Source organism: Streptococcus porcorum, assembly GCF_053203725.1.
In genome coordinates this window covers 1-26,219 of record NZ_JBRUDG010000025.1, presented here as the reverse complement: position 1 = coordinate 26,219, position 26,219 = coordinate 1, and the positions used below count along the sequence as shown (strand labels likewise).

Genomic DNA, 26,219 nt, shown 5'->3' with positions numbered 1-26,219 from the left:
TATGAACCCTTTCTAATGTGAGTTTCGTCGCTTTTCATTATAGGTCATATGGGACCTTTTTCTATATTCAAAAAGGCTCCATAATTTCCACGGTGTTCTTACCCACTACAGAAATTATAGAGCCTTATAAAATCAGATAAATAGAAAGTCTTGGAGAACTCCAAGACTTTTTTGTTGACAGTTATGAGTTCAAAACTATAAAATTGTCTAAAATGATAAAAAAGAGGTGATGTTATGTCTATTAAGAAGCTTACTTCAATTGGGCTAATAGCTCTTTCAATGATGACACTTGTTGCTTGTGATTGGGATAGTAATGATAGCACATCCTCCGTTCAATCCAGTCAAACAACAACTACTCAAGAAATTTCAGAAACAAAAGCTAAAGAAATAGCTTTTGATGATGCAGAAGTATCAGAGTCTGAGGTTACTAATTTGACGATTACCTTAGATCAAGAGAATGGTCAAAGTCAATATGATGTAGAATTTTCTGCAAAGGGAACAGATTATAGCTACACGATTGATACGACAAGTGGTTCTATCATTGAAAAAGAAACAGAGGTTACTGAGAAAACGACTAGCTCTACAAAAATTTCACAGGATGAAGCAAAGAAAATTGCCTTTGATGATTCAGGGGTCACAGAATCTAAAGTGACGAATCTGGTGATTGAGCAAGATGTCGATCAAACACCTGCAACCTTTGAGATTGATTTTGTTTATAATCATCAAGATTATAGTTATTCGATTAATTCTGAGACAGGTGCGATTGTAGAAAAGTCCACAGAATCAGTTAATGGATAGTATTTTATAAACCAAGACAGATCATCTGATTTTAAGTCAGCTTGATCTGTTTTTATTTCTGATTTGAGCTTGGTGTAAGTATCAGCAGAAAAATATAAAAAAGTATGGTATAATGAGCCTTATGAAGCGAAATTTTGAAGATGTAAACCGTATTGTTATTAAAATTGGCACCAGTTCACTGGTTTTAGCGAATGGAAAAATAAATTTAAAAAAAATTGATGAGCTAGGATTTGTGATCTCAAGTCTGATTAATCAAGGAAAGGATTTGGTCCTAGTTTCCTCAGGGGCTATGGGGTTTGGTTTAAATGTTTTAAATCTTGATAAACGACCGCAAGAAGTAGAACGCCAACAAGCTGTTTCAAGTGTTGGACAGGTAGCCATGATGAATCTCTATGCTCAGATTTTTTCTCACTATCAGACAACTGTCTCACAGATTTTGTTGACACGTGATGTGGTTGAATTTCCAGAGAGCCTATCTAATGTGACCAATGCTTTTGAGACTCTTTTATCCATGGGGATTGTTCCTATTGTGAATGAAAATGACTCTGTTAGTGTCGATGAGATGGATCATACCACTAAATTCGGAGATAACGACCGTCTATCTGCTATTGTGGCTAACATTGTGGGAGCAGATTTGTTGATTATGCTGTCTGATATCGATGGTTTATTTGATAAAAATCCTAATATTTATGATGATGCTAAATTGCGGCACTTTGTACCTGAGATTACAGATGAGATTATTCAATCTGCTGGTGGTGCCGGAAGTAAATTCGGGACAGGTGGGATGTTAAGTAAAATACAGAGTGCCCAGATTGTCTTTGAAAATAATGGACAAATGGTCTTGATGAATGGTGAAAATCCTAGAGATATTCTTCGTGTGTTAGATGGTGAAAATCTAGGAACGCTCTTTAGAAAGGAGTAGAGGATGGGTTATATTAATGAATTAGGGGAAAAAGCTAAAAAATCTAGTCAGACCTTATTGAGATTAGGGACAGCACAAAAAAATCACTTGTTAAAACAAGTCGCCAATCATTTGGTTGCACAGACCAGTTATATTTTAACTGAAAACTTACTTGACCTTGAAAATGCGGCAGCAAATGGAATTACCTCCATCATGGTGGATCGTTTACGTTTAGATGCCAATCGTATTGAAGCTATGGCTGAAGGACTGCGTCAGGTTGCTGACTTAACAGATCCTATTGGTGAGGTGGTACGTGGCTATACTAATCTTGATGGGTTGAAAATTGTTCAAAAGCGTGTGCCTTTAGGGGTTGTTGGTATGATTTTTGAGAGTCGTCCTAATGTGACCGTTGATGCCTTTAGTCTTGCTTTTAAAACAAGTAACAGCATTATCTTGCGTGGTGGCCGTGACGCGATCAATTCCAACAAGGCTTTAGTCAATATTATTCGTCAAACTCTGGAGAGTGAGGGGATTGATCCTAATGTTGTTCAGTTGGTAGAAGACACGAGTCATGCAGTGGCTGAGGAGATGATGCAAGCTGTAGATTACATTGATGTATTAATTCCACGTGGTGGTGCGGGGTTGATTAATCGTGTGAAAGAAACCGCAAAGGTTCCTGTTATTGAAACAGGGGTTGGTAATGTTCATATCTATGTTGATGAGTCTGCAGATCTTGAGATGGCAACAAAAATTGTCATTAATGCTAAAACGCAGCGTCCAAGTGTCTGTAATGCTGCAGAGAGTTTGGTGGTGCATGAAGCAGTTGCCTCATCATTTTTACCAAAACTTGAGAAAGAAATTGCAAAGGTGCATGAGATGGAGTTTCGAGCTGATGAGAAGGCAGCAGCTATTTTTGAACACTCCAAACCAGCTTGTGAAGAGGATTTTGCTACAGAATTTTTAGACTATATTATGTCGGTTAAGGTGGTTTCAAGTTGTCAAGAAGCAATTGATTGGATCAATACCTATACTAGTCACCATTCAGAGAGTATTATCACACAAAATCTCAAACAAGCAGAAGCTTTTCAAGATCAAGTGGATGCTGCAGCTGTTTATGTGAATGCCTCTACACGTTTTACAGACGGCTTTGTCTTTGGACTAGGTGCAGAAATTGGGATTTCAACACAAAAAATGCATGCTCGTGGGCCTATGGGATTGGAAGCTTTGACCAGTACTAAATTTTATATCAATGGTGAGGGGCAAATTAGAGAATAAGCCAAAGACACGTTAAGGGGTTAGTAGGATCTAACCTCTTTTCTTTTTCTATCTCTAAAAAATTATGGTAAAATAGAGGTTATGACAAATGAATTTCATCATATCACAGTCCTGTTGCATGAAACCGTAGATATGCTTGATATTAAGCCTGATGGGGTTTATGTTGATGCCACTTTAGGAGGAGCAGGACACAGTGAGTATTTATTAGGAAAATTAAGTGAAAAAGGACACCTTTATGCCTTTGATCAAGACCAAAAAGCGATTGACAATGCTAACATTCGTCTAAAGCCTTTTATTGAAAAAGGACAGGTGACCTTTATCAAGGATAACTTTAGACATTTAAAGGCCCGTTTGGCTGAAAAAGGGGTGACAGAAATCGATGGTATTCTCTATGATCTAGGAGTTTCTAGTCCTCAGCTTGATGAGCGTGAACGTGGATTCTCTTATAAAAAAGATGCTCCTTTAGACATGAGAATGAACCGTGAGGCAAAATTAACAGCTTATGATGTTGTTAATGGCTATGACTATCATGATTTGGTACGCATTTTCTTTAAGTATGGTGAGGATAAGTTTTCAAAACAAATTGCTCGAAAGATTGAACAGGCGCGTGCGGTTAAACCAATTGAAACAACAACAGAGTTAGCTGATTTGATTAAATCAGCTAAACCTGCAAAAGAGTTGAAGAAAAAAGGACATCCTGCAAAACAAATTTTTCAAGCCATTCGAATTGAGGTGAATGATGAGCTTGGGGCGGCGGATGAGTCTATTCAACAAGCCATGGATTTATTAGCTGTCAATGGTCGGATATCAGTGATTACCTTCCATTCCTTAGAGGATCGTTTGACCAAGCAACTTTTTAAAGAAGCTAGCACAGTTGAAGTACCAAAGGGACTGCCATTTATTCCAGATGATTTGAAACCTCGTTTTGAGTTGGTGAATCGTAAGCCGATTTTACCAAGTCAAGAAGAGTTGGATTTCAATAACCGAGCCCATTCAGCCAAATTAAGAGTAGCCAAAAGGGTAATAAAATGAGTAGAATAAATAAAAATGAAAGGCAAAATCAAGCTGTCTTAAGAGTCATTGAACGCCGAGTCAAAACCTTTTCTAGAGTTGAAAAGAGCTTTTATGGTGCCATCGTTTTGACAGCGATTACCTTAGCTGTTAGTGTGATTTATTTACAAAGTCGAAATTTGCAACTTCAACAAGAAATTACTTCTTTAAATAGTCAAATTTCAGATCAACAGACTGAGGTCAATAATGCCAAGCAAGAAATCAATGAATTAAGTCGCTATGATCGTATTGCACAAATTGCCAATCAAGCTGGTTTGAGTGTTCAAAATGATAATATTCAAAAGGTGGAATAGGTGATGCGAAGATTAAAAAAATATTTTTTGGATTTTTCAGTTAAAAACCGTCGCCAGCCGGCTCGAAATAGAGAACAGGTAGGGAAGTATCTGATTTATCTCTCTGTCATTATCCTGTTTGTTTTTATTGTCAATTTTGCGATTATTATTGGAACAGATACCAAATTTGGTGTTGATTTGTCAAAAGGTGCCCAGGCCGTTTATCAAACCACCCGTACGGTTCAAGCTAAACGAGGGACTATTTATGATCGTAGTGGTAATCCTATTGCTGAGGATTCTACAACCTATAGTGTTTATGCTATCATTGATAAAGCCTATGTTTCAGCATTGAAAGAGAAGTTATATGTCCAAGCTTCCCAGTATGATACAGTCGCTTCTATTTTTAAGCAATATTTAGATATAGAAGAAGATTATGTACGAAGTCAACTCTCCCAAAATAATCTGACACAAGTTTCTTTTGGAAATAAAGGTTCAAACATTACTTATAGTACCATGAAGGAGATGTCTGATGCTTTGGAAAAAGCTGGTATTAAAGGAGTAGCCTTTGATACTAGTCCTGGACGAATGTATCCTAATGGGATGTTTGCTTCTGATTTCATTGGTTTGGCACAACTCCAAGAAAATGAAGATGGCTCAAAAAGCCTTGTCGGTTCAACAGGTTTAGAAGCTTCTATGGACAGCATCTTGTCTGGGACAGATGGACAAGTGACTTATCAAAAAGATAAGAATGGTAACACTTTACTTGGAACGGCAAAAACCGTTCAAAAGGTAGTGGATGGTAAAGATATTTACACCACGATTTCTGCTCCAATTCAAACTTACTTGGAAACCCAGATGGATGTTTTTCAGGAAAAAAGTAATGGCAAGCAAGCCAGTGCAACCTTAGTGAATGCTAAAACAGGTGAAATTTTAGCAACGACTCAGCGACCAAGCTTCAATTCAGATACTAAAGAAGGATTGGACAGAGAAGATTTTACTTGGCAAAGTCAGCTTTATCAAACTAACTATGAACCAGGCTCGACCTTAAAAGTGATGCTACTAGCATCTGCTATAAATGAAGGGGTCTTTAATCCTAACGAAGTCTTTAACAATGCTAGTTTAACGATTGCAGATGCTACGATTAAAGACTGGTCTGTTAACAAAGGGATTTCAACGGGAGAGTACATGACCTATGCGCAAGGGTTTGCCTTTTCTTCTAACGTTGGGATGACGAAGTTAGAGCAAGCTATGGGAAATGATAAATGGTTAACCTACCTTGCTAAATTTAAATTTGGTTTCTCAACACGCTTTGGAATGGGTGGAGAAGCCTATGGTTTACTGCCGTCTGATAATTATGTCTCTATTGCGATGAGTGCTTTTGGACAGGCGATTGCAACAACACAAGTTCAAATGTTACGTGCATTTACAGCTTTTTCAAATGATGGTGTTATGTTGGAACCTAAGTTTATTAGTAAAATTTATGATCCCAACACTAATACGACACGCGCAGCTCAAAAAGAGATTGTCGGTAATCCTGTTCCGGCAGAAGCCGTATCAGAAACATTGCAGTATATGGTGACCGTTGGAACGTATCCTACTTACGGTACGCTTCAAGTGGATGGTGTTCCCATTATTCAAGTAGGGAATGAATCTGTCGCTGTTAAATCAGGAACGGCAGAAATTGCTGCTGAGGATGGATCAGGTTATTTAAAAGGTAAAAATGACAATATTTTTTCTGTTGTGGCCATGGTTCCGTCAGATGAGCCTGATTTTATTATGTATGCAACTGTCCAACAGCCTGAGACTTGGACTGAAATGTTCTGGCAAGATGTTGTCAATCCTGTTTTAGAAGAGGCTATGTTGATGAAGGATTCTTTACAAGAACCTGTTGCAACACCAAAAGCAGAACAAACTAGCTATCAGTTAAAAGACTATATTGGTGAAAATCCAGGTGATGTTGCGGATGAATTACGTCGAAATCTTGTTCAACCTATTGTTTTAGGAACTGGAACAAAAATTAGTAAAATTTCAGAGGAAGCAGGAACAAATCTTCCAGAAAATAAACAAATTTTAATTTTAAGTAATACCTTGACAACGCTTCCTGATATGTATGGTTGGACTAAGCAAAATGTTGAGACTTTTGCTAAGTGGACTGGTATTGATATCAAAATTAAAGGCAGCTCAGGTCGTGTTATCAAGCAAAGTAAAGATACAGGAACAAAAATAAAAGACCTTAAAAATTTAACAATAACTTTAGGAGAATAAGATGTTATCAAGTTTAACGGCAGGAGCGGTAGCCTTTCTTTTAACGCTACTGGTGATGCCATTCTTTATCAAATTTTATCAAAAGGCTAAAATTGGTGGCCAACAAATGCACGAAGATGTTAAGCAACATCAAGCTAAGGCAGGAACACCGACAATGGGTGGTGTTGTTTTCTTGTTAGTCGCTATTGTGGTGAGTTTTGTGTTTGCAGCTAGCATGAAGATGCTGACAGGTGGCGTTTTAGCGATTTTATTTATCTTATTGCTTTACGGTGTAGTAGGATTTTTAGATGATTTTTTAAAGGTCTTTAGAAAGATTAACGAAGGGCTCAATCCAAAACAAAAATTGGCTCTCCAGCTTATAGGTGGTCTAGTCTTTTACCTTTCGCATGTTAATGCGGCAGGTGGAGGTGAGCTGAATGTTTTTGGACATGTCATTAATTTAGGTGTGCTTTACCTTCCTTTTGTTTTATTTTGGCTTGTTGGATTTTCTAATGCGGTCAACCTCACAGATGGTATTGATGGATTGGCCTCTATATCGGTTGTGATCAGTTTAGTAGCGTATTCTATCATTGCTTTTGTAGATCATAAGTATGATATTTTACTGGTTTGTATCACTATGATTGGAGCGTTATTAGGCTTCTTTATGTATAATCATAAGCCTGCTAAAATCTTTATGGGAGATGTGGGGAGTCTGGCTCTTGGAGGGATGCTAGCAACGATCTCTATTGCGCTTCGTGTGGAGTGGACCTTGTTACTAATTGGTCTAGTGTATGTGATTGAAACTTCTTCAGTGATGTTGCAAGTTAGCTATTTTAAATACACCAAAAGAAAATATGGAGAAGGGCGTCGTATCTTTAGGATGACTCCTTTCCATCACCATCTGGAGTTGGGAGGTCTAAGTGGCAAAGCACAAAGATGGAGTGAGTGGAAAGTAGATGCTTTCTTGTGGACACTTGGTCTAGTTTCCAGTCTTTTAGCCCTAGCTTTATTGTATCTATAATGAAAAGCACCGAGAAATCGGTGTTTTTTGCTATTTCTTTCTCTTTAGTGTTATAATAGAAGAGAATGAAAAAAGAGGTTACATTATGACATTTACAAAATTTAAATTTAAAAACTATATCAAAGAAGCTTTGGAGGAATTAAATTTTAAGGCTCCCACGGAGGTACAAGAGAAATTGATTCCAGTTGTCCTTTCAGGACGTGATTTGGTAGGGGAATCAAAGACAGGATCAGGAAAGACGCATACTTTTTTACTTCCAATTTTTCAAAAAATAAATGAAGATTTAGATCAGGTTCAGGTTGTCATAACAGCGCCTAGTCGTGAATTAGCCACACAAATTTATTTAGCTGCTCGTCAGATTGCAGAAAAATCAGAAACAGATATTCGTGTGGTCAACTACGTTGGAGGAACGGACAAGCTACGTCAAATTGAAAAGTTAAAGGCTAGTCAACCTCACATTGTGATTGGAACTCCAGGTCGTGTCTATGATTTGGTGAAATCAGGTGATTTAGAGATTCATAAGGCCCATACTTTTGTAGTTGATGAAGCAGATATGACACTTGATATGGGATTTTTAGATACCGTTGATAAGATTGCTGCTAGCCTACCAAAAGATGTTCAAATCTTGGTCTTTTCAGCGACAATCCCACAAAAATTACAGCCTTTCTTGAAAAAATATTTAACTCATCCAGTGATGGAGAAAATCAAAACGTCAACGGTCATTGCAGATACCATTGATAACTGGCTGATTTCTACTAAGGGACGTGATAAAAATGCTCAAATTTTATCTATTTCAAAAGTTCTTAATCCCTATGTTGCCATGATTTTTGTTAATACGAAAGAACGAGCAGATGATTTACATAGTTTCTTAGTTGCAAATGGTCTCAAAGTTGCGAAAATCCATGGCGGTGTGCCACCACGTGAGCGCAAGCGTATTATGAATCAAGTTAAAAACTTGGAATTTGAGTACATTGTAGCAACAGATCTTGCTGCACGTGGAATTGATATTGAAGGTGTCAGTCATGTGATTAATGATGCTATTCCACAAGATCTTTCCTTCTTTGTTCATCGTGTAGGGCGAACAGGGCGAAATGGTTTGGCGGGAGTAGCGATTACGCTTTATCAACCAAGTGATGACTCCGATATTCGTGAATTGGAGAAGATGGGAATTAAGTTCGTTCCTAAAGTTTTAAAAGATGGTGAGTTTCAAGAGACCTATGATCGTGATCGACGAGTTAACCGTGAAAAGACGCGTGAAAAATTAGACACTGAGATGATTGGGTTGGTGAAAAAGAAAAAGAAAAAAATCAAGCCAGGTTATAAAAAGAAAATTCAGTGGGCTGTGGATGAAAAACGCCGTAAGACTAAGCGTGCAGAAGCCCGTGCTAAAGGACGTGCTGAACGTAAAGCTAAGAAACAAAGTTTCTAAAGGTGATATAAAAATCTTATCACGGCGATAGATAATAAGTATTATACAGACCTTTTAGGACATGATAAACTGGAAGATATTATCATTTGGGAGAGTATCTTATGACGATGAATCAGAAAGTTCTAAAAGGTTTAACTATTTTATCAGCTTTAACACTAGGTGTTTTAGCTTATGAAACAGCAGGAGCAAGTACCAAGACCATCACGGTTGCAACAGATTCGGATACAGCTCCTTTTACTTATAAGAAAGACGATCAGTTTAAAGGCTATGATATTGATGTGGTGAAGGCGATTTTTAAAGATTCTAAAAAATATACGGTTAAATATGAGACTGTTGCCTTTTCTTCCATTTTAACAGGCCTAGATGCAGGACGTTACCAATTAGCTGCAAATGATTTTAATTACAATGCTGAGCGTGCTGAGAAATACATTTTTTCAGATCCTATTTCTAAATCCAATTATGCCATTGCATCAAAAGATGGGACAAGTTATGATAGTTTAGATGATTTGTCTGGAAAATCGACAGAAGCCTTAGCAGGTTCTAATTATGCACAGGTGCTAGAAGATTGGAATAAAGAGCATGCCGATAAAAAACCAATTGAAATCAACTATGTGGCTAGTTCAACAGCTATTTCAACACGTTTACAAGGAGTAGAGACAGGAAAGAGTGACTTTATCTTGTATGATGCTATTTCTTTAGATTACATCATTGATGATCAAGATCTTGATTTGGATACCACAGCTTTGAAAGACAGTGTCGGTGGTGATAAGGATGGTTTAGAATACCTCTTATTTTCAAAAGATGAAGAAGGCAAAGAGCTTGCTAATTTTGTTAACCAACGTTTAAAAACGTTAAAAGAAGATGGAACACTCAAAAAACTCAGCATCAAGTATTTTGGTGATGATTTTGTCTCAACCTTAAAATAATATCTAGATAGGGAGAAAACATGACGCTTTTTTTAGCAACTGGCTGGTATGATAAGCTACTTGAAAAAATACCAGATGGACAATTATTTAGTTGGCGAGCAGTTTTTGATGCTTTACCGACCATTATTGAAAAATTACCAACAACCTTGGGATTAACTTTAGCAGGGTCCCTATTTGGTCTTTTGTTGGCTTTATTATTTGCGATCGTTAAAATTAATAAGGTTAAGTTTCTTTATCCTATTCAAGCCTTATTTGTGAGCTTTTTACGTGGGACACCTGTTTTGGTTCAGTTGATGTTAACCTACTATGGTATTCCTCTTCTTCTGAAAGCGATGAGACAGAAATATGGATTGGATGTTAACATTAATGCTATTCCAGCAGAAGTTTTTGCAATCACTGCCTTTGCTTTCAATGAAGCGGCCTATACCAGTGAAACATTGCGTGCGGCGATTCAATCTGTCAATCCTGGAGAAATTGAAGCTGCAAGGAGCTTAGGGATGACCTCACAACAAGTTTATCGACGTGTCATTATTCCTAATGCAGCTGTTGTCGCAACCCCTACCCTAATTAATACTTTGATCGGCTTGACCAAAGGGACATCTTTGGCTTTTAACGCAGGGATTGTCGAGATGTTTGCCCAAGCACAAATTTTAGGTGGTTCTGATTACCGCTATTTTGAACGGTTTATCTCTGTTGCTATTGTATATTGGGTTGTCAGTATTGTGATTGAGCAAGTTGGTCGCTTAATTGAAAAGAAAATGGAAATTAAGTCTCCAGACCGTCTTGCTAATCATCCAGTAGGGGAGGTACGTTAATGATTACCATTTCAAATTTAACCAAAGAATTTTCTGGGCAAAAAGTTTTGGATAATCTTAATCTTGAGATTAAAAAAGGGGAAGTAGTTGCTCTAGTTGGTGCTTCAGGTGCAGGGAAATCCACTTTTTTAAGGTCCATGAACTACTTAGAAAAGCCGGATTCTGGATCGATCAAAATTGGTGATTTTTCAGTAGATTTTTCCCAAATTAGCAAAGAAGATATTTTAGTCTTACGTCGTAAATTAGCGATGGTTTTCCAACAATTTAACTTATTTGAACGTCGTACGGCACTAGATAATGTTAAAGAAGGATTGAAAGTGGTCAAAAAACTATCTGATGAGGAGGCGACTCTTATCGCTAAAGAAGAGTTAGCCAAGGTAGGCTTGTCAGATAGAGAAAACCATTATCCGCGTCACCTATCTGGTGGACAAAAACAAAGGGTCGCCCTAGCACGTGCTCTTGCGATGAAACCTGATGTTTTGCTCTTAGATGAGCCCACATCAGCACTTGATCCAGAATTGGTGGGCGAGGTAGAAAAATCTATTGCAGATGCAGCAAAAAGCGGTCAAACCATGGTCTTGGTTAGTCATGATATGAATTTTGTTCGTCAGGTAGCAGATAAGGTCTTATTTTTGGAAAAAGGTCATATTTTGGAGCAAGGAAGTCCAGATGAGATTTTTGATCATCCTAAAGAGGATCGAACCAAAGAATTTTTTGCTAGTTACAAAAAAACCTATATTTGATATAATGGGGGCTGAGACAATTGTCTTGGCCTTATCATTTGTGTTTAAAGCACTTAAAAGTAAGGTGATTTTTAACTGAAAAGTATGGGAGAAGGCATGTTAACAGAGATTTTAAGCCTTTATTTACAAGGTTTGCTATCAGCCGCTATTTTTGTGGTCGTGATTTTAGCCGTTTGGACAGCTTATCGGATGTTGCGAAAAATGGACAAAACGGTCAAAGAAAGACAAGCTTTTTTATATGATATTCTTTTAATTGCTATTATGACAATTCCTATCTTATCATTTGCTTTTACAGGGATTATATTGATGTTAAAAGCATAAGGCTTGCAAAAAATAAAAAGAATGTTTAAAATGTAGAACATCTATAGTCAAAGAGGAGAAAGAGATGTACGATACAATTGTGATTGGTGCAGGTCCTGCGGGTATGACAGCTGCCTTATATGCTGCCAGATCTAACCTAAAAGTGGCTACTTTAGAGCAAGGAGCCCCAGGTGGACAGATGAACAATACATCAGATATTGAAAACTATCCTGGTTTTGAAATGATTTCTGGGCCAGAGCTTTCTATGAAAATGTATGAACCACTTGAAAAGCTGGGTGTCGAAAATCTTTATGGTATTGTGGAAGCCATAAAAGACGAAGGGGACATCAAGAAAGTCATCACCTCAGATGCTACTTATGAAACGAAAACCGTGATTATTGCGACAGGTGCGAAACATCGCTTACTGGAAGTTAAGGGTGAGGATACCTATAGTAGTCGAGGAGTTTCTTATTGTGCTGTGTGTGATGGTGCTTTTTTTAGAAACCAAGATTTGTTGGTGGTAGGAGGTGGTGATTCTGCGGTTGAAGAGGCACTTTTTTTGACCCGCTTTGCCAATAAAGTTACCATTGTCCACCGTCGCGATGCCTTGCGAGCTCAAAAATTATTGCAAGATCGCGCTTTTGCGCATGAGAAGATTGATTTTATCTGGGATTCAGTAGTTGAAGAGATTAAAGGAAATGATCTGAAAGTTACCAGCGTTGACATTAAGAATGTGAAAACTGGTGAGGTGACAAATCATGAATTTGGTGGTGTCTTTATCTATGTTGGTTTAGATCCAGTTTCTAACATGGTAGCTGATTTAGACATTACAGATGAGGACGGTTGGATCATCACAGATGATCATATGAGAACGAACCGTAAAGGAATTTATGCGATTGGTGATGTTCGTCAAAAAGATCTTCGCCAGATCACAACAGCTGTGGGTGATGGAGCTATGGCTGGACAGCAGGTTTATCAATTTATTGCAGGATTAGATTAAATCTTAACATAAAGCAGGAGAAGGCTACAAGCTCCTGTTTTTTGTTTAGGAAAAAAGGATTAGAGGGAACTTTCAGCTTGAAACTTAAATTTATGCTATAATAGTAGCATTAGATTAAAGGAGTGAGTCATGTATTTAGATGACAGTTTAACCTTGCATACTGATTTATACCAAATCAATATGATGCAAGTCTATTTTGAAAAAGGAATGCACAATAAAAAGGCGGTTTTTGAGGTTTATTTCCGAAATCAACCATTTAAAAATGGTTATGCCGTATTTGCTGGGCTGGAACGTGTGGTACGCTATTTAGAAAACTTAAGATTTACAGAGCAAGATATTGCTTATCTTCATGATTTAGGTTATCGTGAAGATTTCCTTGATTACTTGCGTCATTTTCAACTAGAGTTATCAGTAAGGTCTGCTAAAGAAGGGGATCTTGTCTTTGCTAATGAGCCCATTATGCAAATTGAAGGACCATTAGGGCAGTGTCAGTTAGTTGAAACGGCTATTTTAAACATTTTGAACTTTCAAACTCTGATTGCGACAAAAGCTGCAAGGATTAAATCTGTTATTGGTGATGAGCCTTTACTTGAGTTTGGTACACGGCGTGCGCAAGAAATGGATGCGGCGATTTGGGGGACACGAGCAGCAGTTATTGGTGGAGCAGATGCTACCAGTAATGTCCGTGCAGGCAAACTATTTGATATTCCTGTTTCTGGAACACACGCTCACTCTTTTGTTCAAGCTTATGGAAACGACTATGACGCTTTTAAAGCTTATGCAGAAACCCATCAAAATTGTGTCTTTTTAGTGGATACTTATGACACTCTTCGTTTAGGAGTACCTGCTGCCATCAAAGTTGCTAAAGAGTTTGGTAAAAAGATTAACTTTAGAGGGGTTCGTATTGACTCAGGAGATATGGCTTACATCTCTAAAAAAGTTCGTGAACAACTAGATGAAGCAGGTTACACTGATGCTAAAATTTATGCTTCTAATGATTTGGATGAAAATACCATTTTAAACTTAAAGATGCAAAAGGCTAAGATTGATGTCTGGGGTGTCGGAACCAAACTGATTACAGCTTATGACCAACCCGCTTTAGGTGCCGTTTATAAAATTGTTTCTATTGAGGATGACAATGGTGAGATGCAAGATACCATCAAGTTATCAAGTAATGCTGAAAAGGTTTCAACCCCAGGGAAAAAACAAGTCTGGCGGATTACTAGCCGTGCCAAAGGAAAGTCTGAGGGAGACTATGTGACATTTGATGGTGCAGATGTGACACAGCTTGATGAGATTGAAATGTTTCATCCTGTTTATACCTATATTAACAAAACTGTTACAGACTTTGATGCTGTACCGTTATTAGTTGATATTTTTGATAAGGGAACCTGTGTTTATACTTTACCGAGTCTAAGCGAGATTAAACAATATGCACGTCAGGAATTTGATAAACTTTGGGATGAGTATAAGCGTGTCTTGAACCCGCAACATTATCCTGTTGATTTAGCGCGTGATGTTTGGGAAAATAAAATGAATTTGATTGATCGCATCAGAAAAGAAGCCTATCAAAAAGGAGATCTAGAGTGAGCTTACAAGAAGAAATTATCAAAGAATTAGGGGTTAAGCCAGAGATTGACGCTAAAGAGGAAGTTAGAAAGTCAATTGATTTTTTAAAAGCCTATATGCTAAAGCACCCGTTTTTAAAAACCTATGTTTTAGGAATTTCAGGTGGACAAGATTCCAGTTTAGCAGGACGTTTGGCCCAGCTAGCTATGGAAGAGCTACGTCAAGAAACAGGAGATGACACTTATCAGTTTATTGCTGTTCGCTTGCCATATGGCATTCAAGCTGATGAGGCAGATGCCCAGCGCGCCCTTTCCTTTATTAAACCTGATGTGAGTTTAACAGTTAATGTTAAGGCAGGTGTGGATGGCGCTGTGGCTGATTTAGCACAGGCGGGAGTTCTAGTTTCTGATTTTAATAAAGGTAATATAAAAGCTCGTATGCGTATGATTAGCCAGTATGCTATTGCTGGTGAACATAAGGGAGCTGTGATTGGAACAGATCATGCTGCGGAAAATCTGACGGGATTTTTTACAAAGTTTGGTGATGGTGGTGCCGATATTCTTCCCCTTTATCGTTTAAATAAACGCCAAGGGAAACAATTATTAGTAGAGCTTGGAGCTGATCCTGCCCTTTATGAAAAGGTGCCGACTGCTGATCTTGAAGAAAATAAACCAGGGATTGCAGATGAGGTCGCTCTCGGAGTGACTTATCATGATATTGATGATTATCTAGAAGGTAAAACAGTATCACAAGATGCCCAAGAAAAAATTGAAGCTTGGTGGCATAAGGGTGAACATAAGCGTCACTTGCCTATTACTATCTTTGATGATTTTTGGAAATCATATTAAGGGATTAGCAAATGCTAGTCTCTTTTTCTTTTAAAGAGTATAATAAAGATAAGACAAAGGAGGAATTTATGTTTGAATTAACATCATCATTTACAGATCGTTTATTTGACAATTATGAGGCCAATGCGAAATATCAGGCAATAGAAAATGCTGTAACACATAATGGTCTTTTGAAGTCGTTAGAAAATCGTCAGTCTAGTATTGAAAATGATTATGTCTTTTCACTGGATGTTACAAAAGATTCTGTTACCAATCAAAAGGCTTCTGGGCGTTGTTGGATGTTTGCTGCTTTAAACACTTTTCGGCACCAACTGATTAGTGATTATCAGCTGGAAAATTTTGAGCTTTCTCAAGCACACACTTTTTTCTGGGATAAGTATGAAAAATCAAATTGGTTTTTAGAGCAGATTATAGCCACAGCAGACCAAGAGCTATCTAGTCGTAAAGTAAAATTTTTACTAGATGTTCCGCAACAGGATGGAGGCCAGTGGGATATGGTTGTTGCTCTTTTTGAAAAATATGGTGTGGTTCCCAAATCCGTTTATCCAGAATCAGTTGCTTCTAGCAATAGCCGTGAGCTTAACCAATATCTTAACAAGCTGTTACGACAAGATGCGCAGATTTTACGTGACTTGGTTGCAAGCGGAGCTGCTATTGAGATCCTACAAGCTAAAAAAGAAGAGTTATTACAAGAAGTTTTTAACTTTTTAGCAATGACTCTAGGATTGCCTCCTCGTCACTTTAACTTTGCTTATCGGGATAAAGATAATCAGTACCATTCTGAAACAGATATCAGCCCTCAAGAATTTTATAAAAAGTATGTCGGGCTGAAGTTATCTGATTATGTGTCTATTATTAATGCTCCGACACAGGATAAACCTTACAATCAATCTTACACGGTTGAATTATTGGGAAATGTCGTAGGTGCCCCAAGTGTTCGTTACCTTAATGTTGAAATGAAACGTCTTAAAGAACTCGCTATTGCTCAAATGAAATTGGGTGAAACGGTTTGGTTTGGCTCAGATGTGGGACAATCTAGCAATCGTCAAACAGGAGTGATGGCTACTGGAATATATGATTTCACCTCCAGTATGGATATTGAACTAAAACAAGATAAGGCTGGTCGTCTTGATTACAGTGAGAGTTTGATGACACATGCCATGGTTCTTGCGGGTGTTGATTTAGATGAAAATGGACAAGCGCTTAAGTGGAAGGTAGAAAATTCATGGGGAGAAAAGGTTGGTGACAAAGGTTATTTTGTTGCCAGTGACGCCTGGATGGACCAATACACTTATCAAATTGTGGTAAGAAAAGATCTTCTGACAGCTGAAGAGTTAGCAGCTTATGAAGAGAAACCGATTTCTTTAGCCCCTTGGGACCCTATGGGAGCTTTGGCTTAATGTCTAAAAATCGTTTGATTTATCAGTTTTACCTGATATAAAAAATAAGCATTTCCAATTGGAAGTGCTTATTTGTATATTATAGAAATTATTTTATTGTGTTCCGCTAGCAGAGCTAGATGGTGTAGTATTGGTTTGACTACTAGCTGTAGTTTGTTCTTCTGTTGAACTTACTGCTGAAGAGCTATCAGTTGTTAGGGTGCTACTGGTCACTGTTGTTGTATCTTCCTCATCATCATTTTCAACAGATTGGCTAGTGTAAGTTGCATTACGACTAGCAGCAGTTGCATTACTTGTGTCGGCTACGGCTGTATTTCTTGTGCTTGCACCATCTAAGAAAAGATAGCCGCCACTACGGTATAGACCATCTGGCATTGTCCAATCAGAATTACCATAAGGGTTGAGGTAGGTCATCATAGAACGGTAGATGTCGGCTGCAAGATCGAGCTGATCACCATATAGCGGAGTAAGGCGATTTTTATAACCCGTCCAAACTGCCATAGAGTACTGCGGAGTATATCCGACAAATGACTCGTCTGGAGCCATTGTACCAACAGAGTCTGTTGAAATTCCTGTATCGTATGCAATTTGAACTAGTTCATCATCTGTGTAGTTTGATGTCCCTGTTTTACCAGCTTGGAAGACTCCAGAGATAGCAGCGTTAGTACCTGTACGATAGCTGAGAACAGTTTTCATCATATCTGTCATCATATAGGCTGTTGTTTCCTTCATCGCTCGGTTTCCAACAGGATCATATGTTTTGACGCTACCGTCATTAAATTCAATTTTATTAACGTACTGAGGTTTATAGTAAATCCCACCGTTTGAGAAGGCGGCAAAAGCAGCAGCCATCTTTTCGCTACTTGCTCCGTATTGAGAGTCTGTGCTGCTGGTATTACTTGAGATAGCATTGGCATAAACCATTTCAGGATAATTAATACCAAGTTTGTTCAAGAAAGCTAAGGCATTATCTAGTCCTGCAGCCTCAAGTGCACGCGCAGCGGGGACGTTACGTGACTGTTGAATAGCTGTTTGCATACTCATCCAACCGTTATATTGACGATCCCAGTCGAATAGTTGAATGTCTGTTCCAGGCCAAGTATAATAAGAGTCATTTAGCAGTTGGCCAGTTGAGCTGTAAGCTCCGTAATCAATAGCTGGTGCGTACGCGGAGATAGTTTTCATGGCAGATCCCCAATCGCGATCGGTTAGAACGGCTTGGTTGGTTCCAAATGAGACAGCTTCATCTTGATTACGTGCTCCAAGTTGTGCGATTACTTTACCATTAGTAACATCGATAACTGTAGAGGCTGCTTGAAGGCTATCATTTGGATAAGCAACATAGTCATAAGTGTTAAAGATGTTATAAAGTTGCTGCTGCGCTTCACTGTTAACATTGGTATAGACTTTCATACCAGATTTAAAGATATCAGCACCTGTCTGTTCTTGAACCTCTTCAATAACTTGTTTAAGATAGTTATCCATATAAGCTGGGTAGCTAGATTCTTGAACGAGTTCTTGTAAGCCATCTGTGACGGGAGTATTGATAGCCGTTTTGTATTCTTCCTCGGTAATGTGTTCAAATTCATACATTCTTTGAAGAACGGTATCACGTCTAGCTTTTGCAGCATCAGGATTGGTATAAGGATCGTATTGGTTAGGAGCTTGGGGCATTCCAGCAAGAAGTGCTAATTGTGCGATGGAGAGATCTTTGAGATCTTTGTGATAATACTCTTTAGCAGCCGTTAGCATCCCATAGGTTCCGTTTGCCATATAGACTTTATTGATGTAGTATGTTAGGATTTCCTGTTTGGTGTATTTTCGCTCGAGTTGAAGAGCAAGCCAAGCTTCTTGTGCTTTACGTTTTAAGGTTTGATCTTCTTCTGAGGTTGAAAAATAAGTCAGTTTAATCAATTGTTGATCAAGTGTCGATCCCCCTTGAGTTGTGCTACTTGTTAAATTGTGTAGCGCAGAGCTGGCGATACGGAAGATATCTATTCCACGATGTTTAAAATAACGATGGTCCTCAATGGAAGTGATGGCGTTAACCAAGTCAAGAGGAATATTATCTGCTGTAACACTTTCACGGTTTTCAGAACCAAGTTCACCGATTAAGTTGTTTTCACTATCATAAACCATACTGAGATTGGTAGCTTTTAATTGCTTTTCAGATAGTTTTGGTGCTGAGCTGATGTAGAAGAGGAAGAGAAGACCACCTGCTACAATTATAAAAATAGTCAGACTAAGAGTAATACTGAGAGCGTATTTTAAAAATTTGAGTATGCTTTCTTTTTTGATGTTAATCACCGCCTAAAAAATTTTTTTCAATAATGTCTAGATAAGGAACTTGTGGAAAAGCAGCTTCCTTTACAAGATATGCCTGTTTTTTGATATAATCAAGAGGCATAGATTTATTTCCTTTTTCAGCTTGATAGAAGTCTATCAAAGCTTTAGCGGGTAAAAGATAAGTTTGCTTAAGACTTGAAAAATGAAGCAATACAAAGGAAATACCACCTTGTTTAAGAACGGCTTCCATATGTTGAATCTGATGGACATGAAAGTTTTTCAGTGGCATAGAGGTTTTTTGTCTAGTTTCTTTTGCTTCAAAATCTAAGTAATGTCCCTTATATACACCAGAGTAGTCAGTGGTTGAGGCCTGCCTAAAATAAGCTTCAACAATCTTAGCACGACTTCGTCTAGGGTAATCTACTTTGACAATTTGAACAGGTGTTGGTTTCTTATGGATCACAGCAAGACCATGATGAAGGTAATAATCATTTGTGGCATTAATTGCTGTTTCAAAGTTCATCCCTCGATTAGCAAAATTAGTGCTTTTTTTCTGGGACGAGGTACCAACAGAGCGTCTTGAAATCGTATGAGGGTATTTTACCATTTTCCTCCCTCTGACTTATGATATTGTGGTTTACTTTAAAAATAAACCCTATTCATTATACCATATTTTTTAAAAGGACAAACATTTATGACTGTAATTCTTGTATCAGGCTATAAAAATACTGACCTAGGCATTTTTAAAGACAATGATCCACGTATTGTGATCATCAAAAAGGCGATTAAAAGACAATTGGAACGCTACTTAGATGCAGGTTTGAAATGGCTGATTTTTACAGGGAATTTAGGTTTTGAATATTGGGTGTTAGAAGTTGCTCAAGATCTTAAGAGAGAGTATGATTTTTCTATAGGAACCGTTTTTTGTTTTGCTAATCAGGGAGAAAATTGGAATGATAGCAACCGAGAGAAATTAGCTGCTTTTAAGCAAGTAGATTTTGTGAAATATAGCTATGAAGCTTATCAAAATCCTACACAATTTCGATGTTACAATGAATTTTTAGTTGAAAACAGTGATGGGGCCTATCTCTTTTATAGTCATGAACATGAAACAAATCTGAAATATCTATATGATAAGATGGTAGAGAAAGAAAATTATCCCATTAAAATATTAGATTTTGATGAGTTAAATGAAATATTTTATGAAGAATAGTCCTGAAAGAGACTTTATTCTTGCAATTTTTCATCAAATTTTGTAATATAAATAACAATGGGTATTTTTAATATCTATTTTAAGAATGAACAGTATGGAGAATAGAAGATGTCTAATATTAAATTTTCACCAAAAGATATTTTTGAACAAGATTTTAAAACTAATATGAGAGGCTATAGTAAAGAAGAGGTAGACGAATTTCTTGATGATGTCATCAGAGATTATGAGGCTTATGAGGAGCTAGTTAAGACCCTTCGTGAGGAGAATAAAAAACTCAAAGAGGAGCTAAAGACACGTACAGTTGCAACAACACAATCTGCATCAGCTAAAGTTAATTTTGCTCACTCAGCTCAAGGTTCAATGGCGTCAAGTACTGCTATTTCAACGCCTAAATCAGAAGCAAGTCGTCCAGCAACTGCAACTACTGCAGTGACAAATTTTGATATTTTAAAACGAATTAGCCGTTTAGAAAAAGAAGTATTTGGTAAGCAAATTATCGAATAGAAGTGTCGTGCAATTTTTGGATAATCGCGTGGTAGCTCTCTACCATGAGGAAAGTCCATGCTAGCACTGGCTGTGATGCCAGTAGTGTTTGTGCTAGGCGAATGCATAAGCCTAGGGACGTCTTTGACGTTACGGCGGCTAAAATGGCTAAGTCTTTAGATATGCCAGAGTAGGTCTGAAAGTGCCACAGTGACGAAGTTTTTATGGAAACGTAAAAAATGGAACGCGGTAAACCCCTCAAGCTAGCAACCCAAACTTTGGTCGGGGCATGGGATGGATGGAAACGAACAGAAATCCTGACTGTTTAAGCAGTAGACAGATGATTATCGAAGGTGGTAGGACCTAGTACCACTGGAACAAAACATGGCTTATAGAAAATTGCATAAATAGGGTTGGAGCTGGGAGAAATCTTTGGCTCCTTTATTTAATATAAAGAGGATAAAATGAAGGAAAAATTTAAATTGGTAGCGACAGCTGCGGCAGGTTTAGAGGCAGTTGTTGGCCGTGAGATTCGTGATTTAGGTTTGGAATGCCAAGTAGAAAATGGAAAGGTCATTTTTGAAGGTGGCGTTAGAGAGATCATCGAGACGAATCTTTGGCTTCGATCAGCGGATCGCATCAAAATTGTGGTTGGCGAGTTTCCAGCTAGAACGTTCGAGGAATTATTCCAAGGAGTTTTTGCTCTAGATTGGGAAAATTATCTTCCATTGGGATGTCGTTTTCCGATTTCTAAGGCAAAGTGTGTCAAATCTAAGCTACACAATGAGCCTAGCGTGCAGGCTATAACCAAAAAAGCTGTTGTTAAAAAGTTACAAAAACATTTTCATCGTCCAGAAGGGGTTCCTTTGATAGAAAATGGTGCAGAGTTTAAAATAGAAGTCTCAATTTTAAAAGACAGAGCAACATTATTACTTGATACAACAGGCTCTAGCTTATTTAAACGTGGTTACCGTACAGAGAAAGGTGGGGCACCTATTAAGGAAAATATGGCTGCTGCGATTATCCAACTCTCCAACTGGTATCCAGACAAGCCTCTTATTGATCCAACCTGTGGCTCAGGAACCTTTTGTATTGAGGCGGCGATGATTGGGATGAATATTGCACCAGGCTTTAATCGTGACTTTGCCTTTGAACAGTGGAACTGGGTTGATTCTAACTTGGTTCAAACTGTGCGTGATGAAGCTGAAAGTAAGGCTGATTATGATGTCGAATTAGATATTTCAGGATTTGATATTGATGGACGGATGATCGATATCGCTAAGAAAAATGCTGAGGAGGCTGGACTTGCAGATGTCATCAAATTGAAACAAATGCGTCTTCAAGACCTAAAAACCGACAAAATCAATGGGGTTATTATTTCAAACCCTCCATATGGGGAGCGATTGTTGGATGACAAAGCAGTGGACATCCTGTATAATGAAATGGGGCAGACCTTTGCTCCGCTGAAAACGTGGAGTAAGTTTATCCTAACAAGCGATGAACACTTTGAGACAAAATATGGTAGTCTTGCTGATAAAAAACGAAAACTTTATAATGGGACTTTAAAAGTTGATTTATATCAATATTTTGGTGAACGAGTAAGATGTCAGATAAAAGAGAAAGGGAATAGCGGTGTCAAATAAAGAGAATCAAAATCAACAGCAAGAAGAAGGAGTCTTGGAGTTAAAAGAGGCTCAAAATATGACGGTTGAAGAAGCTAAACGGAAGGGCTCAGAATTACAAGTAGGTATTTCTGAAGAAGATAGCGTTTTAGATAAATATATTAAACGTCATCGTGAGGAAATTGCTGATCGTAAGTTTACAACAGAATCTGGAGAAGATATTTCGTTTAAGGATTTAGATACGTCTGCACTGGATAAGTTTATTAAAAAACAAAAAGAAGAATTAGCTACTGCTGGTCTGATTAACGAAGCTGTCCTATCAGAGACAGGAGATGAACAAGAAACTAAAATTGTGACCTCACCGATCGTTAAATCAACTGTAGAGGATGATGTCCAAGAGCAAGCGACAGCTTCACCAGAAGAAGTACTGGTGACGTCTGAAGAGGATTTACTGGCTTTAGCAGATGAGAAACAAGGTCCAGTCTATAAAAATAAAAAATTGATTTTTGCTCTTTTAGGGGCTCTTGTAGTAGGGATTTTTGGGATTGCTTATGGCTTAAATTATTTTAGTAATCAAGCCACTAATACTAGCTCTTCCTCAACTTCAAAGAGTTCAACAGCTAAAAGTAAAACCAGTTCATCTTCAACTGAGAAAACAGCTAGCCAAGAAGATGTGACGAATTTTGAAAATCTTTATAAGAACTTCTTTGTAGATGAAGAGCAAACAAAACTAAAAAATAGCGAATTTGCTAATCTTTCATCCTTAGAGAAAGCTTTGAAAAAGCTTGAAGGAACAACGGCTTATGATGATGCTAAATCAAAGTATGACAAATTAAGTAAAGCTATTGCAACCACACAAGCTGTGAATGCTCAGTTTGAATCTGCAGCCATTGTTGATGGTGAGGCTGTTGCAGATGTAGCAGTTAAATCTGATGCTAATTTTGACAGCATTACAACCGATATGAAAAATACAGGGAATGCTATTTTGGATAGCTTGTTACAGCAAGTTATCACAAGTGGGAGAACTCAACAGTCAGGAGGAGTAGCTGCTGTAACAAATACTTCGGAGGTTAGCGTACCAGCGACAGGTTCTGATGTAGTGGCGGTAACGGAAGAGGCAGCAACAACTCCGTCATCAGAAACAAGTTCTCAAACCAGTGAGGTAACTCAAACTGTACCAGCAGCATCAGCTACAACAATAGCTTCGACTAGCTATGGTATTCAAAATTATGATCCAGCAATTTTACAACGTCAGATGAGCCGTGTTCCTTATAACGAAACGGCTGTAGCAGACAAAACAAATGCAGCTTGGATTTTCACCCCAGGAGTAATGGAAAAAATTATAGCAACCTCACAAGCTAGAGGTTACATCACAGGCAATGAATTCATTCTTGAGCCGGTTAACATTATTAACGGTGTTGGTTACTACAATATGTACAAACCAGATGGCACTTACCTATTTTCTATTAACTGTAAGACAGGTTATTTTGTTGGTAATGCTTCAGGAAATTCAGATGCTCTAGATTTTTAAAAAAAATACAGGTCCACTTAATAAAGTGGCCTGTATTTTTTTAAATAATATGACGCTCAAAAGCTTGATCTGAGATTCCTTGTTCTAAAATAAGTTTAGCCCATTCTTTTGCTGAAAAAAGACTGTGGTCCTTGTAATTACCGCAGGACTCAATAGTTGTTCCAGGGACATCTTCCCAAGTTGTCTTTGTGGCGATTTCTTCTAGACTAGATTTGATAACTTTAGCAATCTCAGTTGCTGTAGGCTGCCCCCAGACAATCATGTGAAAGCCTGTTCGGCACCCAAATGGTGAGCAATCTATAAGTCCGTCCATGCGTTGACGAATCAATTTAGCTAAGAGGTGTTCGATGGTGTGTAGGCCAGACGTAGGAATAGCATCCTCGTTTGGTTGAACGAGTCTGATATCAAAGTTAGTAATGACATCTCCCTTTGGACCAAATTCTTCTGAAATCAATCGGATATAAGGGGCTTTTACAATTGTATGATCAAGCTCAAAGCTTTCGACAGTAACATCTTTTGGCATGTTTTTTCTCCTTTTTTATTTGTACAGTTATCATATCATATTTTGTCAGCAAATGGGTTGGTTTTTTCATTGTGAAAAGGCTTAATTTATGTTAAAATAGAATTCGGTTTTCTATCGGAAATAGAAAAAAGATATTAAGGAGGAAGACATGCTAAATGTGATTTTAGCACTTGTTTTTTCTCTCATTGGTTTAGTCCTTGGTTATGTTGTTATTTCAGCTCGATTGAAGTCGGCTAAAGAAGCAGCAGAACTAACGCTTTTAAATGCTGAACAAGATGCTGTTAATTTAAGAAGTCAAGCTCAAGTAGATGCTGAACAGATTAAACAAACGGCAGACAGAGAAGGTAAAGCTTATAAAAAAGAGTTACTTTTAGAGGCAAAGGAAGAAGCTAGAAGATATCGTGAAGAGATTGAAAAAGAGTTTAAATCCGAAAAGCAAGAGTTGAAACAAATGGAAACACGTCTAACAGAACGTGCCTCTTCTCTTGATCGTAAGGATGAAAATTTGAGTGGGAAAGAAAAGCTGCTCGAACAAAAAGAACAAAGTCTTTCAGATAAATCTAGATACATTGATGAGCGTGAAGAACAAGTTGCCCAATTAGAAGAAGAAAAGAAATCAGAATTAGAACGCGTTGCTGCCATGACTATTGCAGAAGCGCGTGAGATTATCTTAACAGAGACAGAGAATAACTTAACTCATGAGATTGCCAGTCGCATAAAAGAAGCGGAGCTTGAGGTCAAAGATAAGTCTGATAAGATGGCTAAGGATTTATTATCTCAAGCGATGCAACGCCTTGCTGGTGATTATGTGACAGAGCATACTATTACAACAGTCCACCTACCAGATGATAGTATGAAAGGACGGATTATTGGTCGAGAAGGGCGTAATATTCGTACCCTTGAGAGTTTAACTGGTATTGATATTATCATCGATGACACACCAGAGGTGGTTGTTTTATCAGGATTTGATCCGATTCGCCGAGAGATTGCTCGAATGACCCTTGAAGCTCTTATTCAAGATGGACGGATTCATCCAGCCCGTATCGAAGAGTTGGTTGAAAAAAATCGACTAGAGATGGATCACCGTATTCGAGAATATGGAGAGGCAGCCGCTTTTGAGATTGGTGCGTTGAATTTGCATCCTGATTTGATTAAAATCATGGGACGTTTACAGTTTAGGACAAGCTACGGGCAAAATGTTCTCCGTCACTCTGTAGAAGTTGGTAAGCTCGCTGGTATTTTAGCAGGTGAGTTGGGTGAGAATGTTGCGCTAGCTCGTCGGGCAGGTTTCTTGCATGATATGGGGAAAGCTATTGATCGTGAGGTCGAGGGGAGTCATGTTGAGATTGGAACAGAATTTGCCCGCAAATATAAAGAGCATCCTGTTGTAGTGAATACAATTGCTAGCCACCATGGAGATGTTGAACCAGATAATGTTATTGCGGTTTTAGTTGCCGCGGCAGATGCCTTGAGTTCAGCTCGTCCAGGAGCTCGTAATGAATCAATGGAAAATTATATTAAGCGTCTTCGTGATTTAGAAGAGATTGCGACAAGTTTTGATGGTGTACAAACTAGTTTTGCCCTCCAAGCAGGACGTGAAATTCGAATCATGGTTCAACCGAATAAAGTCTCTGATGATCAAGTGACGATTTTAGCACATAAGATTCGTGAAAAGATTGAACAAAACTTGGATTACCCAGGAAATATTAAGGTAACGGTCATTCGCGAGTTACGTGCGATAGATTATGCAAAATAAAAAGACAGCTTTGGCTGTTTTTTTATTGGCCAGAGGTATCTAGCATAGAGATATGTACCTTTGTCAATGATGTGAGACCTAAAATGTTATTTTGAAGCTATCCATTTGTTAAGCTTTACTAGGAGCTAGCTCCTAGTAAAGCTTTTCTGATATCGATAGGAGATTTCCATCCTAAAGTTTGCATAGGGAGTCG

At 38.1% G+C, this 26,219-nt stretch carries 24 protein-coding genes and 1 other RNA gene; 22 read left to right on the top strand and 3 right to left on the bottom strand.

The window, feature by feature from the left end:
- Window positions 1-234: 234 nt before the first annotated feature.
- The 16 genes from ACVRWY_RS07050 (at window position 235) to pepC (ending at window position 16,612) form a co-directional block, all read left to right on the top strand.
- Entirely contained in the window at window positions 235-798 is a 564-nt protein-coding gene (locus ACVRWY_RS07050; RefSeq protein WP_354369465.1) for a PepSY domain-containing protein, read from the top strand.
- Window positions 799-919: 121 nt separating this feature from the next.
- Window positions 920-1,720: a glutamate 5-kinase gene (gene proB, locus ACVRWY_RS07045; RefSeq protein ID WP_354369463.1), complete on the top strand. Its 801-nt coding sequence runs from the start codon at window positions 920-922 to the stop codon at window positions 1,718-1,720.
- 3 nt (window positions 1,721-1,723) lie between these two features.
- Window positions 1,724-2,974, top strand: a complete 1,251-nt coding sequence (locus ACVRWY_RS07040) for a glutamate-5-semialdehyde dehydrogenase (RefSeq protein ID WP_354369461.1) — start codon at window positions 1,724-1,726, stop codon at window positions 2,972-2,974.
- A gap of 81 nt (window positions 2,975-3,055) precedes the next feature.
- Window positions 3,056-4,006 carry a 16S rRNA (cytosine(1402)-N(4))-methyltransferase RsmH gene (gene rsmH, locus ACVRWY_RS07035; RefSeq protein ID WP_354369459.1) on the top strand — a complete coding sequence of 317 codons (951 nt, stop codon included), beginning with the start codon at window positions 3,056-3,058 and terminating at the stop codon, window positions 4,004-4,006.
- The gene (gene ftsL / locus ACVRWY_RS07030) at window positions 4,003-4,338 is read left to right on the top strand and encodes a cell division protein FtsL (protein WP_354369457.1); all 336 of its coding nucleotides are present in this window, start codon (window positions 4,003-4,005) and stop codon (window positions 4,336-4,338) included. The genes rsmH and ftsL overlap by 4 nt, the downstream gene beginning before the upstream one ends.
- A 3-nt stretch (window positions 4,339-4,341) precedes the next feature.
- Window positions 4,342-6,582, top strand: coding sequence for a penicillin-binding protein PBP2X (gene pbp2x, locus ACVRWY_RS07025; RefSeq protein WP_354369455.1), 2,241 nt, complete (start codon window positions 4,342-4,344; stop codon window positions 6,580-6,582).
- Window position 6,583: 1 nt separating this feature from the next.
- A complete protein-coding gene (gene mraY / locus ACVRWY_RS07020) occupies window positions 6,584-7,582 on the top strand; it encodes a phospho-N-acetylmuramoyl-pentapeptide-transferase (protein ID WP_354369453.1) in 999 nt (332 codons plus the stop codon).
- An 85-nt stretch (window positions 7,583-7,667) separates the two neighbouring features.
- The gene (locus ACVRWY_RS07015) at window positions 7,668-9,011 is read left to right on the top strand and encodes a DEAD/DEAH box helicase (protein ID WP_354369451.1); all 1,344 of its coding nucleotides are present in this window, start codon (window positions 7,668-7,670) and stop codon (window positions 9,009-9,011) included.
- Window positions 9,012-9,118: 107 nt separating this feature from the next.
- Window positions 9,119-9,937 (top strand): transporter substrate-binding domain-containing protein, encoded by an 819-nt coding sequence (locus ACVRWY_RS07010; protein WP_354369467.1) that lies wholly within the window; start codon window positions 9,119-9,121, stop codon window positions 9,935-9,937.
- A gap of 20 nt (window positions 9,938-9,957) precedes the next feature.
- The gene (locus ACVRWY_RS07005) at window positions 9,958-10,752 is read left to right on the top strand and encodes an amino acid ABC transporter permease (protein ID WP_354369449.1); all 795 of its coding nucleotides are present in this window, start codon (window positions 9,958-9,960) and stop codon (window positions 10,750-10,752) included.
- Complete coding sequence (locus ACVRWY_RS07000) at window positions 10,752-11,495, top strand: amino acid ABC transporter ATP-binding protein (protein ID WP_354369447.1); 744 nt, start codon at window positions 10,752-10,754, stop codon at window positions 11,493-11,495. The genes ACVRWY_RS07005 and ACVRWY_RS07000 overlap by 1 nt, the downstream gene beginning before the upstream one ends.
- Before the next feature lie 96 nt (window positions 11,496-11,591).
- Window positions 11,592-11,816 (top strand): DUF4059 family protein, encoded by a 225-nt coding sequence (locus ACVRWY_RS06995; RefSeq protein ID WP_354369445.1) that lies wholly within the window; start codon window positions 11,592-11,594, stop codon window positions 11,814-11,816.
- 64 nt (window positions 11,817-11,880) lie between these two features.
- Window positions 11,881-12,795, top strand: coding sequence for a thioredoxin-disulfide reductase (trxB, locus tag ACVRWY_RS06990; RefSeq protein WP_354369443.1), 915 nt, complete (start codon window positions 11,881-11,883; stop codon window positions 12,793-12,795).
- Between the two features lie 129 nt (window positions 12,796-12,924).
- Complete coding sequence (locus ACVRWY_RS06985) at window positions 12,925-14,385, top strand: nicotinate phosphoribosyltransferase (RefSeq protein WP_354369442.1); 1,461 nt, start codon at window positions 12,925-12,927, stop codon at window positions 14,383-14,385.
- Entirely contained in the window at window positions 14,382-15,212 is an 831-nt protein-coding gene (gene nadE, locus ACVRWY_RS06980) for an NAD(+) synthase (protein WP_354369440.1), read from the top strand. The genes ACVRWY_RS06985 and nadE overlap by 4 nt, the downstream gene beginning before the upstream one ends.
- Window positions 15,213-15,280: 68 nt before the next feature.
- Window positions 15,281-16,612: an aminopeptidase C gene (gene pepC / locus ACVRWY_RS06975; protein WP_354369438.1), complete on the top strand. Its 1,332-nt coding sequence runs from the start codon at window positions 15,281-15,283 to the stop codon at window positions 16,610-16,612.
- Window positions 16,613-16,705: 93 nt separating this feature from the next.
- On the opposite strand, the gene pbp1a is transcribed toward pepC, so the two are convergent.
- Together pbp1a and recU are read right to left on the bottom strand one after the other, a co-directional pair.
- Complete coding sequence (gene pbp1a / locus ACVRWY_RS06970) at window positions 16,706-18,919, bottom strand: penicillin-binding protein PBP1A (RefSeq protein ID WP_354369436.1); 2,214 nt, start codon at window positions 18,917-18,919, stop codon at window positions 16,706-16,708.
- Window positions 18,912-19,505, bottom strand: a complete 594-nt coding sequence (gene recU, locus ACVRWY_RS06965) for a Holliday junction resolvase RecU (protein ID WP_354369434.1) — start codon at window positions 19,503-19,505, stop codon at window positions 18,912-18,914. Before recU ends, pbp1a begins: the two co-directional genes overlap by 8 nt.
- A gap of 87 nt (window positions 19,506-19,592) precedes the next feature.
- On the opposite strand from recU, the gene ACVRWY_RS06960 reads away from it, so the two are divergent.
- The 5 genes from ACVRWY_RS06960 to ACVRWY_RS06940 all read left to right on the top strand — a co-directional run bounded on the left by ACVRWY_RS06960 (window position 19,593) and on the right by ACVRWY_RS06940 (window position 23,747).
- A complete protein-coding gene (locus tag ACVRWY_RS06960) occupies window positions 19,593-20,111 on the top strand; it encodes an SLOG family protein (RefSeq protein ID WP_354369432.1) in 519 nt (172 codons plus the stop codon).
- Window positions 20,112-20,219: 108 nt separating this feature from the next.
- The gene (gpsB, locus tag ACVRWY_RS06955) at window positions 20,220-20,615 is read left to right on the top strand and encodes a cell division regulator GpsB (protein WP_354369430.1); all 396 of its coding nucleotides are present in this window, start codon (window positions 20,220-20,222) and stop codon (window positions 20,613-20,615) included.
- A 12-nt stretch (window positions 20,616-20,627) separates the two neighbouring features.
- Window positions 20,628-20,991, top strand: an RNA gene (rnpB, locus tag ACVRWY_RS06950) — RNase P RNA component class B.
- A gap of 67 nt (window positions 20,992-21,058) precedes the next feature.
- On the top strand, window positions 21,059-22,237 hold the full coding sequence (locus tag ACVRWY_RS06945; protein WP_354369428.1) for a THUMP domain-containing class I SAM-dependent RNA methyltransferase: 1,179 nt from the start codon (window positions 21,059-21,061) through the stop codon (window positions 22,235-22,237).
- Window positions 22,227-23,747, top strand: coding sequence for a cell division site-positioning protein MapZ family protein (locus tag ACVRWY_RS06940; protein ID WP_354369426.1), 1,521 nt, complete (start codon window positions 22,227-22,229; stop codon window positions 23,745-23,747). The genes ACVRWY_RS06945 and ACVRWY_RS06940 overlap by 11 nt, the downstream gene beginning before the upstream one ends.
- Before the next feature lie 40 nt (window positions 23,748-23,787).
- Here ACVRWY_RS06940 and ACVRWY_RS06935 read toward each other — a convergent pair whose 3' ends face one another.
- Complete coding sequence (locus ACVRWY_RS06935) at window positions 23,788-24,270, bottom strand: S-ribosylhomocysteine lyase (protein ID WP_354369424.1); 483 nt, start codon at window positions 24,268-24,270, stop codon at window positions 23,788-23,790.
- A gap of 148 nt (window positions 24,271-24,418) precedes the next feature.
- On the opposite strand from ACVRWY_RS06935, the gene ACVRWY_RS06930 reads away from it, so the two are divergent.
- On the top strand, window positions 24,419-26,026 hold the full coding sequence (locus tag ACVRWY_RS06930) for a ribonuclease Y (protein WP_354369422.1): 1,608 nt from the start codon (window positions 24,419-24,421) through the stop codon (window positions 26,024-26,026).
- Window positions 26,027-26,219 lie beyond the last annotated feature (193 nt).